At 39.0% G+C, this 17,055-nt stretch carries 17 protein-coding genes; 14 read left to right on the top strand and 3 right to left on the bottom strand.

Annotation, left to right across the window (positions count from 1 at the left end; all coding sequences use genetic code 11):
* The first annotated feature begins 122 nt into the window (after positions 1-122).
* From nikA to T479_RS12890, 7 genes are all read left to right on the top strand, one after another.
* Positions 123-1,718: a nickel ABC transporter substrate-binding protein gene (nikA, locus tag T479_RS12920; RefSeq protein ID WP_025219845.1), complete on the top strand. Its 1,596-nt coding sequence runs from the start codon at positions 123-125 to the stop codon at positions 1,716-1,718.
* Positions 1,719-1,722: 4 nt separating this feature from the next.
* A complete protein-coding gene (locus tag T479_RS12915) occupies positions 1,723-2,664 on the top strand; it encodes an ABC transporter permease (protein WP_025219844.1) in 942 nt (313 codons plus the stop codon).
* Complete coding sequence (locus tag T479_RS12910) at positions 2,664-3,470, top strand: ABC transporter permease (RefSeq protein WP_025219843.1); 807 nt, start codon at positions 2,664-2,666, stop codon at positions 3,468-3,470. The genes T479_RS12915 and T479_RS12910 overlap by 1 nt, the downstream gene beginning before the upstream one ends.
* 15 nt (positions 3,471-3,485) lie before the next feature.
* The gene (locus tag T479_RS12905; RefSeq protein ID WP_024361035.1) at positions 3,486-4,358 is read left to right on the top strand and encodes an ABC transporter ATP-binding protein; all 873 of its coding nucleotides are present in this window, start codon (positions 3,486-3,488) and stop codon (positions 4,356-4,358) included.
* Complete coding sequence (locus T479_RS12900) at positions 4,352-5,176, top strand: ABC transporter ATP-binding protein (protein ID WP_025219842.1); 825 nt, start codon at positions 4,352-4,354, stop codon at positions 5,174-5,176. Before T479_RS12905 ends, T479_RS12900 begins: the two co-directional genes overlap by 7 nt.
* On the top strand, positions 5,173-6,372 hold the full coding sequence (gene cntE / locus T479_RS12895; RefSeq protein ID WP_025219841.1) for a staphylopine family metallophore export MFS transporter CntE: 1,200 nt from the start codon (positions 5,173-5,175) through the stop codon (positions 6,370-6,372). Before T479_RS12900 ends, cntE begins: the two co-directional genes overlap by 4 nt.
* Positions 6,373-6,525: 153 nt before the next feature.
* Positions 6,526-7,158, top strand: coding sequence for a 50S ribosomal protein L25/general stress protein Ctc (locus tag T479_RS12890; protein ID WP_024361032.1), 633 nt, complete (start codon positions 6,526-6,528; stop codon positions 7,156-7,158).
* A gap of 358 nt (positions 7,159-7,516) precedes the next feature.
* Here the strand turns inward: T479_RS12890 and T479_RS12885 are convergent, their stop codons facing one another.
* On the bottom strand, positions 7,517-8,143 hold the full coding sequence (locus T479_RS12885) for a YczE/YyaS/YitT family protein (RefSeq protein ID WP_024361031.1): 627 nt from the start codon (positions 8,141-8,143) through the stop codon (positions 7,517-7,519).
* 159 nt (positions 8,144-8,302) lie between these two features.
* Here T479_RS12885 and T479_RS12880 point away from each other — a divergent pair, with 159 nt between their 5' ends.
* Both T479_RS12880 and ade read left to right on the top strand, forming a co-directional pair.
* A complete protein-coding gene (locus T479_RS12880) occupies positions 8,303-8,725 on the top strand; it encodes a pyridoxamine 5'-phosphate oxidase family protein (protein ID WP_024361030.1) in 423 nt (140 codons plus the stop codon).
* A gap of 247 nt (positions 8,726-8,972) precedes the next feature.
* Positions 8,973-10,718 carry an adenine deaminase gene (ade, locus tag T479_RS12875; RefSeq protein WP_025219840.1) on the top strand — a complete coding sequence of 582 codons (1,746 nt, stop codon included), beginning with the start codon at positions 8,973-8,975 and terminating at the stop codon, positions 10,716-10,718.
* A gap of 44 nt (positions 10,719-10,762) precedes the next feature.
* On the opposite strand, the gene T479_RS12870 is transcribed toward ade, so the two are convergent.
* Positions 10,763-11,320, bottom strand: coding sequence for a flavodoxin family protein (locus T479_RS12870; RefSeq protein ID WP_025219839.1), 558 nt, complete (start codon positions 11,318-11,320; stop codon positions 10,763-10,765).
* A gap of 86 nt (positions 11,321-11,406) precedes the next feature.
* A complete protein-coding gene (locus T479_RS12865) occupies positions 11,407-12,432 on the bottom strand; it encodes an S-layer homology domain-containing protein (RefSeq protein WP_025219838.1) in 1,026 nt (341 codons plus the stop codon).
* A 379-nt stretch (positions 12,433-12,811) separates the two neighbouring features.
* Here T479_RS12865 and T479_RS23940 point away from each other — a divergent pair, with 379 nt between their 5' ends.
* The 5 genes from T479_RS23940 (at position 12,812) to T479_RS12840 (ending at position 17,055) form a co-directional block, all read left to right on the top strand.
* Positions 12,812-12,976 (top strand): hypothetical protein, encoded by a 165-nt coding sequence (locus T479_RS23940; protein ID WP_162832707.1) that lies wholly within the window; start codon positions 12,812-12,814, stop codon positions 12,974-12,976.
* 674 nt (positions 12,977-13,650) lie between these two features.
* A complete protein-coding gene (locus tag T479_RS12855) occupies positions 13,651-14,565 on the top strand; it encodes a metal ABC transporter solute-binding protein, Zn/Mn family (protein ID WP_024361026.1) in 915 nt (304 codons plus the stop codon).
* 8 nt (positions 14,566-14,573) lie between these two features.
* On the top strand, positions 14,574-15,323 hold the full coding sequence (locus T479_RS12850) for a metal ABC transporter ATP-binding protein (protein ID WP_025219837.1): 750 nt from the start codon (positions 14,574-14,576) through the stop codon (positions 15,321-15,323).
* Positions 15,317-16,189 (top strand): metal ABC transporter permease, encoded by an 873-nt coding sequence (locus T479_RS12845; RefSeq protein ID WP_024361024.1) that lies wholly within the window; start codon positions 15,317-15,319, stop codon positions 16,187-16,189. The genes T479_RS12850 and T479_RS12845 overlap by 7 nt, the downstream gene beginning before the upstream one ends.
* Positions 16,186-17,055, top strand: coding sequence for a metal ABC transporter permease (locus T479_RS12840; protein ID WP_025219836.1), 870 nt, complete (start codon positions 16,186-16,188; stop codon positions 17,053-17,055). The genes T479_RS12845 and T479_RS12840 overlap by 4 nt, the downstream gene beginning before the upstream one ends.

The following is a 17,055-nucleotide window of genomic DNA, read 5'->3' as shown; positions in this document are numbered from 1 at the left end:
CTTTATTGGAAGAAAAGGTGTTTTTTATTGTATAAGTACTTTACAAAAAGTTAAGAATCAATTAGAATTGCAAATTGTAGTGATAATAGTAATCATTACTATTTGAGAAAGGGGAACAAATTATGAGAAAATTGTCTAGTTTCCTACTTATCTTCGCATTGAGTATATTAGCTGCATGCGGAAATTCAGAGGATAAAAAACAAAGCACAAGTAGCAACCCAAAAAGTGTACTGACCATGTCTTGGGTCAAAGATATAGGTCAAGTTAATCCACATATGTATGCTCCAAATGAACTGTTTGCACAAGCCATGCTATATGATCCATTAGTGAGCTATGGAGAAGATGGAAAAATACAACCGGCGCTCGCAACGTCGTGGGAAATGGCTACAGATGGTAAAAGTTATACTTTTACATTACGTGATGATGTAATGTATTCAGATGGTTCGAAGCTAACTGCAGAAAATGTAAAAAGAAATATTGATACCGTTGTCGAAAATAGGGCTGCACATAGCTGGCTAGAAGTTGTTGCTGTTATTGATAACGTGGAAATAGTGGATGAACGACAAGTTAAAATCAATTTAAAAGAACCTTATTATCCATTTTTGCAAGAATTATCACTGATTCGTCCACTGCGTATGTTAGCAGATAGTGGTTTCCCAGAGAGTGGCACGACAAAGGATGGGATAGCAAAGCCGATTGGTTCAGGCCCGTGGATTTTAACTGACTATCAGCAAGATAGCTTTGCAGAGTTTACACGAAACGAAAATTATTGGGGAGAAAAACCAAAGTTAAAAAAAGTAATCGTCAAAATTATTCCTGATGCACAAGCGCGAATGATGGCGCTAGAAAAAGGGGATATTGATTTAATTTTTGGTAGTGGGCAACTTGCACCTGCGGAATACCAAGCGTTACAAAAAACGGGAAAATATCAAACAATGATTTCCGAGCCATCTTCTACAAGAATTTTATCATTCAATACTACGTATGGAGTGACGCAGGATAAAAATGTAAGACTAGCATTGCAACACGCCTTTGACCGACAAACAATGATTGATTATGTATTGAACGGCTTAGAGCAAGAAGCCTATACATTATTTGCACCAGGTTTTCCATTTAGTGATATCAAACTAGAACATTATACTTACAACATAGAGAAAGCGACACAACTGCTAGAGGATGCAGGCTGGGCGTTAGAAAGCGGTGCTACATTCCGCACAAAAAATGGGCAAACATTAACGTTAGTAATACCGTATAACAGCGGTGACCAAGTGCATAAGACCATTTTCGAATATTTACAAAGTGCATGGCGTGAAATAGGCATAGAAGTCCAGTTGATTGGAGAAGAAGATCAACTTTTCAAAATGCGTAGTAAAACAGGTCAATATAACTTGATTATGAATGATACATGGGGAGTACCCTATGATCCACATATGTATATACGCACAATGACAGGTGACAAGCAAATCGGTTATTACGCACAAAAAGGATTGGCCGTTTCAGAGCAACTGACAGCGAATATAGGGAAAGTAATTCGTTCAACAGACGAAGGACAACGGCGAGCATTGTACGAGTCCATTTTTCAAACAATTCATGAGGAAGCCATTTTCATGCCGTTATCGTACCGTACAAATTATTTAGTTGCGAATAATGAGTTAGCTAATTTGTCATTCTCGAAGCAACAGTATGAAGTCCCTCTAAAAAATTTTGAGGTGAAGTAACTAAATGGGGCGATTTTTAGCGAAGCGATTGGGTAGTATGTTACTGGCGTTTTTTGGTATGACCATTATAGCATTTGGGTTAATTCGTGTTATTCCAGTAGATCCAGTGGAAGCCTATTTTACAATGAATCAAATTCCAATATCAGAAGAAGCACTTGCATCCATGCGTGAGGAAGAGGGCTATAATCGTCCCTTACTCGTGCAATATAGTACTTGGTTAGTGGATGCTATGACGTTGGATTTTGGTGAATCATTTGTATCGAAAAAGTCAGTAACAGCAGAACTTTTGCAACGTTTTCATGTCACGCTGACACTTGCAGCAACCGCCTTTATTATGATTGTTACGGTTAGTTTGACGGTTGGTATTTGGTCTGCTACTAAGCGAGGTGGGTTTATTGATTGGCTTAGTCGTTCGTTTATTTTTACACTCGCATCTATGCCGAGCTTCTGGCTTGCTTTTGTTTTTGTCTATATCGTGGCATTAAAATGGGGATTGCTTCCTCTAATGGGATGGGGTAGTTTTGCACATGTCATTTTGCCTGCTGGAACGCTTGCACTCGGTTTTATTCCTTACTACATTCGGCTCATTCGATCCAGCATGCTGGAAGAAGTCAATAAACCACATGTAGTCTTTGCAAGAGCCCGCGGTGTGAAAGAGTCGGTCATTATACGGAGGCATGTTGTGAAAGGGATTTTACCACAGCTCGTTACCTCGCTTGCTATGACATGTGGTGGATTGCTTGGGGGAGCGGCTATTATTGAAATTGTTTTTACAATATCAGGAGTAGGACGATTTGTTGTAGAGTCGATGTTTGCTAGAGATTATTTTGTGCTACAAGGCTTTATCGTAATGATTGGTGGGCTTTACATCGTCTTTAATTTTGTTGCAGATCTATTGTGTGCACTTGTTGATCCAAGGGTAAGGTTAAAAGGAGACGGAGCATAATGAAAAAGAAAATAGCGCTTATTAGTAGTAGTGTGCTTGTGTTATTGCTGATTGCCATGGCAATATTTGCACCGTGGCTTGCCCCAAATGATCCTTATGCGACCAATATGGCATTGAAATTACAAGGCTTTTCTACTGACTATCCATTAGGTACCGATTATTTAGGGCGCTGTGTGTTATCGCGTTTATTATACGGGGCACGAGTATCTCTTTTCATCGCGTTGAGTGTACTTGTCGTAACATTGTTTATTAGCATGTTTGTCGGGCTGCTTGCTGGTTATGTTGGAGGTATTGTCGATTTAGTGTTAATGCGCCTTTGTGACATTTTTCTAGCGATTCCTGATTTCGTATTTGCACTTGTAATTGTTGGAGCGCTTGGTGGCGGTATACGTAATATGTTTATCGCCATTGTGCTTGTGTCATGGGTGGGCTTTGCACGGATTATTCGCAACATGGTGCGGTCATTAAAAGAAAGTACGTATGTACAGTATGCGCGTACAATAGGAGTTCCAAAATGGAAAATTATGATAAGACATATTGTACCTTTTGTATTCCCACAAATTTTGTTATTGAAATTAATTGGTCTTGGCTCAACGATTTTACTTATTTCTGAGTTGTCATTTTTAGGTTTAGGGGTGTCAGCACCGATGGCAGAATGGGGCATGATGATTAGCGATAGTAAAACGTATTTGATGAGTCATCCGATGCTCATGTTTCTACCAGGTATTATGATTTCATTCACCGTTTTGATTTTGAATTGGTTTGGCGATGCACTTCGAGAGGCAATGGATCCAAAAGCAATATAGAAGGGAGGTCGTGACATGTTAGAAATACAACAACTTTCTATTTGGATACAAACCGAGAATGGGGAAAAACAAGTCGTACGAGATGCTAGTATGATGATTCCTGCTGGTCAAACAGTCGGTATAGTTGGAGAGAGTGGCAGTGGTAAAACGATGTTGTGTCATGCAGTTATGCAACTATTTCGGGATTCTAGACGCTATAATGGTGATATTTTATTTGAAGGACGTTCATTATTAGCCATGGACGAGCAAGAAATGCGACAGCTTCGAGGTAATGATATTGCGCTTATTATGCAAAATCCGATGGCTATGTTTAACCCTTTGGTGACAGTTGGCGATCATTTCGTTGAAACGATGCAAGCACATACCCCTGTGAAAAAACAACAGGCACTAAAATTAGCCGCACAACAACTAGCGCGCTTTCAACTACCGGATCCATCAATTTTAAAAAAATATCCACATGAATTAAGTGGTGGGATGCTCCAACGCATTATGATTGCTCTTGCAGCGAGTCTTAGCCCAAAGCTGTTATTAGCCGATGAACCAACGACAGCTCTTGATACGTTGACACAACTTGAGATTTTAGAGGAATTAGCATTATATCAACAGCAAACAAATACAAGTATGCTGATTGTCTCACATGATTTAGGCGTAATTGCCAAAATGGCGGATATCATCGTGGTTATGCGCCGAGGGCAAATTATGGAATATGGACCTGCTAACTGTATTTTAGTGGAGCCTGTTCATTCCTATACACAAGCACTATTAGCAGCGAAGGATAATAAATACTCGCTTGAACAGTTAGTGGATGCATGGACGGGGGAAGTAAGCGGTGAATTATATGAATATAGGCAAGGTCACTGGGTAAGACAGGAGGAAACCTCATGTTAATGATACAACATGTTTCAAAATGCTATCAGCAAAAAGGCTGGTTTCGTATAAAAGAAAGAATACAGGCTGTGAAAGATGTGACATTAACACTTCGACAGGGTGTATGCTTAGCAATTGTCGGTGAAAGTGGTAGCGGGAAAACAACGCTTGGCAAGCTTGTATTAGGGATAGAACAACCAGATTGTGGCGCGATTCTATTTGATAACTTGAATGTGTGTACGACAGTGAAAGCGTCAAAGAAACTGTTACAAAAAAATATACAAGTGGTTTTTCAAGATTGCCAAAGTGCGGTCAATCCGAAAATGAAAATAAAGGACATTATTGCGGAACCAATGGAACTTCACCTATCACTATCGAAGGCAGAACGAGTAAAGAAAATCGAACAATTACTTGTACAAGTTGGATTAGCCCCAAGAGATGCCGATAAATATCCGCATCAATTAAGTGGGGGGCAATTACAGCGTGTGACGATAGCAAGAGCCATTGCAACCGATCCTAAACTAATAGTCCTCGATGAATCTATCAATAGCCTAGATTTACTTGTGCAGATAAGTATATTAAAACTACTGAAACAGTTACAGCGGGAAAAAGGGTTTAGTTACTTCTTTATTACCCATGACTTACATGCAGTACAGTTATTTGCTGATGAAGTAGCTGTGATGGATAAAGGGGAAATTGTCGAGTTTGTAAGCGATGTAACACAAATTGACAACATGACACATCCAGTAAGTAGACGACTATTAGCAGCAAGATTACCGATTCCTTGTAAGCAACCTTCTCAACCGCAAGGATTTGATCGAGAGGAGCATGTTTCATGAGGTATCGTCCATTATCGGGCCGCATGCTCCAAATGTATGGACTCGCTATGTTTTTCTTTACGGCAAATGCCGTATTAACCGTTATTTTTCCTGTTCAGGCAGCAGCGGGAGGCTTTAAAGAAAGTCAAATCGGTGTGATGATGGCGATGTATATGCTTGTCTGTATGTTTTTACGTCCATTTGCTGGGCAGATGGTAGCACAACATAGTCCATATACTATTATGAAATGGCTATTACTAGCCCACGCGGTAGCATTACTTATTTATGTCGTATTTGGCATTGATAGTCTCTATATTGTGCGGATACTACAAGGCGTCATCACAGCCTTTTTCTCGATGGCCATGCAACTTGGCATAGCAGATGTGTTACAAGATGAAGATCGTGGGCAGGGGATGTCGATGTATTCCTTATCCACCGTAATGCCTGCAATTTACGGGCCGGCAGTAGCATTGTTACTTTGGAGCCAGTTTGAACTGCATTATTTACTGGCATTTATTGTATTTTTAGCAATCGCACCATTATTTTGCTTTATTCGTTCGCCTTTACCGAAAACAAAAGCAGCAAAACAACGGATTTCACTTAACGACATGCTTTATGCTTTAAAGCGTACAAAACAGCATAAAGGGCTAATGCTCTCAGCTATTGTCATGGCAATAGGCGCTGCCGTATTTGGAGCTATTTCAACTTTTGTACCACTTTATATGCTAACGGAAGGTATTGCCAATCCAGCGCTATATTTATTTTTACAGGCAATTGTCGTTGTCGGTAGCCGTTTTTTATGCCGCCAATATATCCCTTCTGATGGTAAATGGCACCCCATGTTTATCTCGATAGTGTTAATCAGTTCAATGCTCGGTACGACATTACTTGCCATGTTACCCATGCTTGGGTCATTCGTTTATATGTCCGCTATTTTTAATGGTTTAGCATCGGCAATGCTCTATCCAACGGTTACTACATATATGTCCTTTGCTATACCAAAGGAAGCGCGTTACACATTGCTAGGGCTCTATTTAGCTACATATGATTTAGGTTTTGGGGCAGGTAGCTTTTTCATGGGTTTCGTTGTGCAATTCACTTCATATGCCATGATGTTTATGATGTGCACAATAATAGCAGGAATAGCGCTAATACTTGTTCTTCTTAAACGTCAAATGACGGGAAAGTACGAGCATCGAATCGCGACAAAGAGCTAATGAGTGCTTTTAGCAAGTTGAAGGAAAAAATAGCTTATTAATGACAAAATTTTAGAAGTAGAAAAGAATAGTTAATCGTATGAAAGGTATAAAAATCAACATAACGGGCAAAACCTTTTATGAGACTAGTTTTCACGAAAGGGGAAAATGCTAATGAGTACCATTTTAAATGCTACAACCCGTCATAAAGGACAACGTTCAACACTAACTAAACTAAGACAAAGTGGTGCCATTCCTGGCATTGTTTACGGCTATCAAATGGAGCCGACGTCGATTTCACTTGACGCAAGAATGTTTGCGAAAGTGTTAAGTGAAATCGGTAGTAAAAGTGTCTTTCAATTAGATGTGGAAGGCAAGAAAATAAATGCCGTGTTAAATGAAGTTCAACGCTGTGCATTAAAAGGTCATGTGAAGCATGTTGACTTTAAATCAATCAATATGTCAGAGGAGCTAGAAGTCGATATTCCTGTTTCCGTTGTAGGGGAAGCGATAGGTGTAAAAGATGGTGGTTTCCTGTTACAACCAAATCGTGATATACGCATTAAAGTACAGCCATCGGAAATACCAGAAACGATAGAAATCGATGTAACCAATGTTGCTATTGGGACTTCGCTGTATGTGGGGGATATTCGTCAAAACTTCCATTTTGAAATTCTCAATGAAGATGACTATACATTAGTGACCATTACACCACCACCAGCAGAAAATGAGCAAGAGGAAACAGTAGATGGTACGCCTGAGGTAATAGAAGCAACGGGACAAAATACAGCTGAGCCGAGGGAATAAAAAGTGTAGTATCCTTGTACTAAAAGAGGCTGGGACATAAGAGAAAAAGTGTTAGATTGACTGCCATCAATCTAACACTTTTTTGCTATGCCGTTGTTGTCCGCTACGGCGGTGCTTTCCGCGGGCACACCGTAAGCCGCAACCCTCGCTACGCGCGGTCTGTTGCGTCTAACATTATGTGCTGTTCCCGCTGGAGTCACCGCCTTCGCTACCAACAAACTAGTGAACACTTCTAATTTTTAAAATTGCAAAAGTAAGAATAGCTAATGTCTCCATATAGCAAAAAATTATGAACACCTTTCGTCTGTTTCTTAAATTTTTTTAGTTATGTCCCAGCCCCTTTTTCATTTGTATGATTTTAAATAATCGCGCTCTTCACACCAGTCCATTTTGTAAATAATTTCTCGTTATAGGCTAATGCTACTTGTACAATAGGGCCTAGACCAAAAGCCATTAGGACTGTTCCTACACCAATAGGGCCTCCGAGGAAAAAGCCAATGATCGCTACTGTTACTTCCATCAAAGTACGAGCACGTGTGACACTCCAGCCAAGCTTATGAACCATCAAAAGCATTAATGTATCTCGTGGGCCAATTCCTAAATTAGCTACCATATACATACCACAGCCCCAGCCAAGTAATAGCAATCCAGTGAGGTAAGCAAATAATTGCATCCAAAAACCCTCAATATCAGGAAGCCAGAAGTTGAAGATATCAATAAAAATACCAGCTAAAAACATATCTACAAATGTACCTGGCAAAGGAAACTTCTTCGTCACTAACATATCAAAAGCTAAAATGGCTAAGCCAATGAGGATGGACCAAGTGCCGATCGTTAGACCAAACGTTTTGGCTAGACCTATATGTAAGACATCCCATGAACCAACGCCAAACAATTGCCCTTTAATCGTTAACGTGACGCCAAATGATAATACGATAATGCCAACGATGAAAAACAGACATCGTGTAAAAAAAGCTTGTTTCATTTTGAATACCCTCATTCTAAAAAATTCATGTTGTCTAACAAAACATTATAGCAATAGTTTTGAAAAAACCTCGAAAATAGTCATTTCATATTTTTCAAAAAATGCGGGTTTAGCTTATGGATGGAGGGGTAAAATAACAATATGAAAGGATGGGATGAAATGACTTCGGTACGTGATGAAATTTTAGAAGTATTAAATCGAGAAAAAATAGGAACGATGGCAACCGTTGAAAATGGCAAGCCGTATTCACGTTATATGACATTCCAAAATGAAGACTTCGTGTTGTATACCGTAACAAATAAGCATTCGGAGAAAATCGAGGAGCTATCGAAAAATCCGTATACACATATTTTATATGGCTACGACAATGGGGGATTTGGTGATACCTTTGTTGAGATAGAAGGGAAGTTAACGGAAATTCAAGAGGAAGGTTTGAAAAATAAATTAGCAGAATTTTTCACAGGAATTTTCATTGGCAATAAAGATGAAATGGTAACACTTAAAATTGAACCCATTCGTATGCGATTGATGAACAAAAAAGGTGAGCCACCAAAAGAGTTAGAATTTACAAACGACCATTGATAGATGGTCGTTTTTTATACCGCAAAGTACCTACCATAGTGCACACCTATAGGAGTCATCGCCTCCATTCCACTCAAGAACTTACCGCTAACGGCTTCAAGCGTAAGAACTAGTTTATAATGGTGAGGAAATTATCCTATTGAAGGCATTGTGACAAGGAAATAGAAGGTGAAACAATCTTCATGACTTGAATCTCCTTCAGTATTCATGCATGATAGGTCATAAATAAAAAGGGAGTGTGCTCAATATGGTAGAAAAACTACAGCAACTAACAAATAACATAATCGCATCACAGGGGAAACTAGAGGCGGATTTTATTTTGCGCAATGCCCTTGTTGCCGATGTTTTTACATTAACTTGGAAAAAGGCCGATGTTGTTGTGAAAAATGGGCAAATTATCGCCCTCGATACCCAAAATCATTTTACTGCTAATAATGAGGAAGATGCTGCGGGTCATTATGTAATTCCTGGGTTAATTGATGGGCATATACATATTGAATCTTCTATGCTTACACCAGCTGAATTTAGTCGTGTCCTTGTTCCTCATGGTGTTACGACAGTTATCACAGATCCACATGAGATTGCTAATGTCGCAGGTGCAGAAGGTATTCAGTTTATGCTAGATGATGCTAAAAAAGCTGAAATGGATATTTTCGTTATGTTACCGTCAAGTGTGCCTGGCACTCATTTTGAACATGCAGGTGCAACTTTGACAGCAAAAGATTTAGCACCCTTTATGACCAATGACCATGTTCGTGGTCTGGCAGAGGTGATGGATTTTCCTGCTGTGTTAAACAGCGAAGCCAGTATGCTTGAAAAAATCTTGTTAGCCCAACAAGCAAATCTAGTTGTAGATGGCCATTGTGCAGGCTTAACAAGCGCGCAAATTACAGGCTACCGTGTGGCAGGTATTCATACCGACCATGAATGTGTGACAGCAGAAGAGGCGTTAAACCGTATAGAGCAAGGAATGTACGTATTAATTCGTGAAGGCTCCGCAGCAAAAAATTTACGTGACTTATTACCAGCAGTAAATACAGTAAATGCCCGTCGATTCGGTTTTTGCACCGATGACAAGTATGTCGATGAATTAATGGATGAAGGTAGCATTAACTTTGACGTAAAAATGGCCATTGCAGAAGGGATGGAACCTTTGCAAGCCATTCAATTAGCGACCATTAATGTAGCAGAGTGCTATCGATTATACGATCGGGGTGTTTTAGCACCGGGCTATAAAGCAGACTTTATAGTAGTAGAAGATATAAAGGAAATGCGTGCAAAAGCGGTCTGGAAAGATGGAATTAAAGTCGCTGAAAATGGTGAAATGTTAACAGCTCGTGCGCAACCAAAAGTGCCGGCACATATCCATCAATCTGTCCATTTGCCAGCCATGACAACTGATATGCTTGCCATTCCGTTTACAAAAGGCACGACAGCCAATGTTATGGAAATTGTTCCTAACCAACTGATTACAAATCATTTGGTCGTAGAGGTACCTGTCACAGATGGTGTGTTTGTACCATCTGTAGAGCAGGATTTACTAAAGCTTGCTGTCATTGAGCGCCATCATCAATTGCATACGACAGGGCTAGGTATCGTGAAAGGTTTCGGTTTGCAAAAGGGAGCAGTTGCAACAACAGTAGCCCACGACTCACACAATGCGTTAGTTATTGGAACGAATGATGCAGATATGGTAATGGCCCTCAAGCGTATTCAAGAAATTCAAGGTGGCTTTGTTATTGTGGCTGACGGTCAAATTCTAGCAGAAATGCCGCTAACAATCGGTGGATTAATGACGGATGTAACGGCAGCTGAAGCTAAAAGCCAATTAGCAAGTCTACACAATGCACTTCATGAACTTAATCCTCATTTAGATTTCCATTTTCTTTTAACGTTTTCGTTTGTGGCACTACCTGTTATTCCAGCCTTAAAGTTAACGGATACAGGGTTATTTGATGTGACAACGTTCCAACATATTTCAGTAGAGGCATAGCTATAAAAAACGACCTGAAAGCATCATGCATTCAGGTCGTTTGTTTATTTGGAGGTGGTGCGGGCTTGAAGCTGTTTATTTAGCAATGTTGCTTGTGTCAGAGCTAACGCATCATGCGCTATGTCACCAGGTTTATTGGCTTTTCCGATAATGTATGATGAAAAAGGCATATTTAAAAAGTTAAAAATATAGTGGAATTGTTGAATCATCGGTAAGCCTTTTATTCGTGGATCATCGCCACCAACAGCAAGCACAATCGCTTCTGTTGTCTGTAGCTGTTCTTTCAACTGTGGAAAACGCTCATCACGAATGGCATGACTCAGACGGTCAATCACATTTTTCATGATTCCAGACATGCTATACCAATAAATCGGCGTGGCAAAAAGAACGATATCACTTGTCAGTAATGCTTGAATAATATGGTCGTAATCATCCTCTACATACTGAAAGCCTTGTGCATCATGGCGTAAATCATGAATAGGTACAATATTCAAGTCCTTTAAATATAACTTTTCATGGGAGATCCCTTCTAATACATAGTTGGCAAGTTCCTCACTATTGCTGTGTTGTCTGGAGCTACCATACAAAGCGGTAATGTGCATGTTATTCCTCCTCAAATCAAATTAAGCATAGTGTATGCTACTTCTACCTACCGTATTTTCATTGGACGTTAATATTCCGCCTTTGTTTATTGCTTTTTTAATGTGCCTGAAAAGTTCGTTCCTTCATCATGTGCAAAACGGCAATCTACTTCAATAATTTTAAGTGCATTTTTAAGTTGTTCAAATTCAAGCACACAGCGGTTTCCATCGTCTGATTTGTTCATGATAGCCTTTGTGCTAGACGTGATGGTAGCTGTACCTTCTACGCTACCAGACTGTTGTCCATCGCTTGCAGTCAAAGAAATGTTGAAGCTCTTGCTTGTAGCATTTGAAATAATAGCATCACGGCGATTAAAATCAGTCGCTCCTTTGCCCCATTTATAATAATACGTATACGTCCCTTCCCATGCACTGTTAGATGGTGCTACTTGTTGCATGGATTTATCGAGTTGCTTTTGCCCATTAATCGCTCGTGCATTTAATGAAACGTTACTTTGGTTTTCGTGAATGTTTTGTGCATCATCAGAAATCGTATAAAAATTCCTTGAATCCATGCGGTGAAGCAATGTCACAACTTGCGCGCGTGTCATATGGTTTGCAACGCCAAAAAACTTTTGTAAATCCCGATTTTCATACTTGGGGTTTTGTCCAGTGGAAATATAGGAATCGAGTAAAAATTGAATGGATTCATTAAGACCGCGTTTGCCCTCTGCAAGGTGGGTGATTGCTTGTGCAACGACACCGCGTTTTATTGCTGTTGCTCGAATATTGTTATGAAAATACCCGTTGAGTGGTACACCGTAACTAGCTAGGCGATTATAATACTCATCTGCCCAGTTCCCAGCAGTAGTCTGCTTTTTTAACTCATCATATGGGGACTCTAGTTCGTAATAATTAGCAAGTAACTTTGCAAATTGTTGCTCCGTAATGGTTGCATTCGGCTTGAAGGTACCGTCTGCATAGCCATCGATAATGTCATATTCTTCTGCCCACAAAACCGCCTCGTAAGCAAAATGGTCTTCCGTTACATCTGAAAAACCGGCTGCCTCCACTTTGTAGTTCCCAGCAACGATAAGTAATGAAAGCAATAATATACACACTAATTGTTTCATTATCATACTTCCTTTCTAGCTGTAATTATATTTAGTTTGCAGGATATAGATGGAAACTGCAAATGTTTCTATCAAATAATCCAAGATCATGTCAATTTTACTAGTGAATATGATGGGCTACATTGTACGAACGATATAACGGAAGATATCAGCGATTTTCAACTATAGCTTTTACACCGTTACAACTGTATAGCCATCTCTAATTTTTATAAAACGATACACAAAAAGTAAAGGTGATTTATGATGGGCGCATAAAAAATGTGTGCAAGAAAAAAATTTTTTAAAAGAAATTTTTATAAAACAGTTGAAATTTCTTTTCATTAAGCATATATTTTTCCTAAGGGAAACAAAATATCGCAAACGAAAGAAGAGTGACTGTATGAAAGAGTTAGATGATTTGAAACTAACAATTCTTCCGCTAGGCATACTAGTGTTTTTGACGATGTTATGGAAAATGACCCAATCAGTTGGTGTAGCGATTTCAATCATTATATTTTGGATGGGCTGGAAACAGCTTATGAAAAAATTCATGATAAATAATTAATACGCCATACAAAGCGGCGTGATTAGAAAAAAGATGAAATACACATCTGTCCAAACGGAAAATGGAGAAATGTTTACGCAAGTTGCTGCGAAAGCGTCTCTCGAAAATTATAAAAAGTATAAGGAGGGAAACCGTTTCGTCAAAACAAGCAACATTATAAAACAACTCATAGTAATACGTTTACTTCCATGTAATTAAACGAATAACCGCATCATCATCTTCAGCAGAAAACGACTAAGAGTGGGAAAATTAAGCCACCAATTAAAGTTGCAGTTGAACAAGAGGCTGATAAAAAATAGACATCTTTCGCAAGGCATTGGGCAACAGAAGCTGTGTGAAATTCAAAAGACAATAGCAATTAAATGCACACAATATTTTTTGATAGAAACAGTTAAGTGTTATCCTTCTTTAGAAATTTGCAGTGACAAGCTCATAAAAAAGCATCCACAATGGAAAGAATCTATCAATGTGATGGGGTAAGCTTGGACTCATACTGGCTTCCCAATAAGCTTTACCGTTAGTCGATTAATCGCACATTATACGGTTAAAATGTAGGATTCGTTGCACCACAATGCTAATAAAGATAGTAGCTTCGGCAAAATCTCAGGCTCGATGGTGTAAGAAGTAAACGAAACGCTATAGCGTTTTATAAGGTTTTGACGACGGTAATGGTAATGAAACGTTTTTTAGGTGTAATGGTTTTAATGATGTTACTTTTCGGTTGTAGCGCAGAAAATAGCGCAACGGAAAAAAAAGAAGGAGTCGTTGTTGCAACAACGGGGCATATTGCCGATGTGATTAAAGAAATTGGCGGTGACCATTTAACTGTTTCGGCATTGATGGGGCCTGGTGTAGATCCACATTTATATAAAGCAACACAGAGCGATTTATCGAAGTTAGAAAACGCCGAAGTTATTTTTTATAACGGTCTACAATTAGAAGGACAAATGCTCGATATCTTTGATCAAATGTCCAAAGATAAAACTGTGCTAGCTGTTGGGGATAAGTTGGATAAAGCAAATCTACTCGATAGTGAAGATGAAGGGCTTCTACATGATCCGCATATTTGGTTTAACATTGACTTATGGAAACAAGTTGTGGATGCTGTAACGAAAACGCTTGTAGCAGAATATCCAACGTTTAAAGATGACTTTAAAGCAAATGAAAAAACGTATTTGGAAAAATTAGATGAACTACAAGCGTATGCTAAAAAGCGCATTAGTGAAGTGCCAGATAAGCAACGAATATTAGTAACGGCACATGATGCGTTCAACTATTTCGGAGAGAGCCAAGGATTTGAAGTTCGCGGCTTACAGGGGCTAAGTACAGAAGCTGAATATGGTGTGAAAGACGTTCAAGAAATGGTGGACTTTTTAGTAGATAACAAAATTAAAGCAATTTTTGTAGAATCAAGTGTTTCCGATAAAGCGATGAAAGCTGTTATTGAAGGGGCAAAACAAAAAGGGCATGAAGTTGCCATTGGTGGTGAATTATTCTCAGATGCAATGGGCGCTGAAGGAACAGAAGAAGGCACATACGTTGGGATGTATCAACATAACATCGACACTATTGTCGATGCATTAAAGTAGGTGAAAAAATGAATGCATTAACTGTAGAAAATTTATCGGTTGCTTATGATAAGAAAACCGTTTTAGAAAATGCCAACGTCACAGTGCCTAGCGGTCGGCTTACAGCAATTATTGGGCCAAATGGAGCGGGAAAATCGACGTTCTTAAAAGCGATATTAAATCAATTACCAAACAAGGTAGGAAAAGTAGAGATACTAGGAAAGATATTCGATCCAAAAAGTTTAGTCGTGGGATACGTCCCACAGCGCAATGCCGTTGATTGGGATTTCCCAACGAATGCACTAGATATTGTGCTAATGGGAAGATACGGACATACTGGATTGTTTAAAAGACCATCTAAACAAGATAAGCTTTTAGCAAAGCAAGCTTTGGAAAGTGTAGGCATGCAAGATTTTGCACAGCGTTCCATTGGTCAATTATCAGGAGGTCAACAACAACGTGTATTTTTAGCACGGGCTTTAGCACAAAATGCTACTATCTATTTCTTAGATGAGCCATTTGCTGGTGTTGATGCCGCTACTGAAAAAACAATTATTGATATTTTAAAAAGCTTAAAGGCACAAGGAAAAAGTATATTTGTCGTTCATCATGATTTACAAACAGTAAAAGAATATTTTGATTACACAATTTTATTAAATAAAACGATATTAGCATCCGGTGCAACGGAAGAAGTTTTTACACCAGAACAATTACAAAAAACATACGGTGGCAAACTATTCATGATGCAAGACATGTTAGGAGCGAACAGCCTATGTTAACGGGAAACTTGCTTTGGGTATTAATGGGTACGATGTTGCTTGGGATTGCTGCTGGAATAACAGGTACTTTTTCCTTTCTTCAAAAACAAAGTTTAGTAGGTGATGCTGCAGCACATGCAGCATTACCTGGTATTGCCTTAGCATTTTTATTAACAGGGCAAAAAGATTTACCTATATTAATGCTTGGGGCAGGTATAACATCAGCTTTGTCTGTCTACTGTATCCAATGGATTGTTTCATTTTCGAAAATGAAAGCAGATGCTGCTATTGGTTTAGTGCTAACGGTATTTTTCGGGGTAGGTGTTGTATTTTTAACGGTTGTCAATCATAGCCCGCTAGGAAATCAGAGTGGCCTTAACAATTTTATTTTTGGTAAAGCGGCAACGATGACAAAAGCGGATTTAACATGGCTGTTTTTAAGTGCAACAATTATTATAATAGTTAGTTTGTTATTTTATAAGGAATGGAAACTATTAATCTTTGATCCCATGTATGCAAAGGGGATAGGCTTACCGATTGAAGCGTTAAAGGCAACGTTAACCGTTTTGATTGTAATGACAATTGTAACGGGCATTCAATCAGTCGGTGTTATTTTAATGTCAGCGTTGTTAATCATTCCTGCTGTTAGTGCCAAATTATGGACAAGGAAGCTAAGTTCAATGCTTGTAGTTAGTGCAGTAATAGGTGGTGTGTCAGGGATTGTTGGAACCTTTATTAGTTCTACGCGTACAGGCTTATCAACAGGACCTTTAATTGTGTTAGTAGCTGCTGCCATTTTCTTTTTATCTTATTTATTTAGTCCAGCAGGGCAAATGTATAAGTACTTTAGAAAAAAACAGTTTCGAAAGCAAGGTGAAGTAGGATGATTGAATTATGGGTCATAATCACGGGTCTTTTGGTTGGTATTACATGTGGGATGGCTGGCGTTTTTTTAATATTACGTAAAATGTCGATGATCGCAGATGCTATTAGCCATACGGTGCTGTTTGGCATTGTGATGGCATTTATCATTACGCAAACATTAAACGGATTTTGGATGCTATTAGGTGCAGCGGTTGCTGGCATTTTAACGGCATACTTAGTGCAGTTATTACATTCTTCAGGTATACAGCAAGATGCTGCAATAGGTGTTGTCTTTACGACATTATTTGCTGCAGGTGTTCTGCTAATTACATTGTTTGCTAGCCATGTGCATTTAGATGTTGAGCATATCTTAATGGGCGAAATCGCATTTGTTCCTTGGGATAAATGGACGTTCTTTGCCATAACAATGCCAAAAGCTGTCTGGATATTATTGCTTGTATTATTCATTAATATAGGGTTCCTATTATTATTCTTTAAGGAAATGAAGCTTGCAACCTTTGATAGCGTTTATGCAGCGTCCATTGGTGTGCCAATACTTTTCTTACATTATGGTTTTATGACATCCGTTTCCTTTACAACTGTTGCAGCATTTGATAGTGTTGGAGCAATTTTAGTAGTGGCGATGTTAATTGGGCCTGCTGCCACAGCCAATTTAATTAGTAAATCAATTAAACAAATGTTCCTATTCAGTATGTTATATGGAGGGGCAGCGGCGATTATTGGTTATTATTTGGCTAAATTTTGGGACACGTCCATTGCAGGTATGATGGCTACGGCAGTCGGTCTATTATTTATCATGACGTTATGCGCTCAAAAATTTATGGACTATAAACGAAAAGCACTTGTTAGTAAATTAGAAGGGGCTTAA

The organism is Lysinibacillus sphaericus (assembly GCF_000600105.1).
GTDB lineage: Bacteria > Bacillota > Bacilli > Bacillales_A > Planococcaceae > Lysinibacillus > Lysinibacillus sphaericus.
This window is presented reverse-complemented; position numbering and strand designations above follow the sequence as displayed.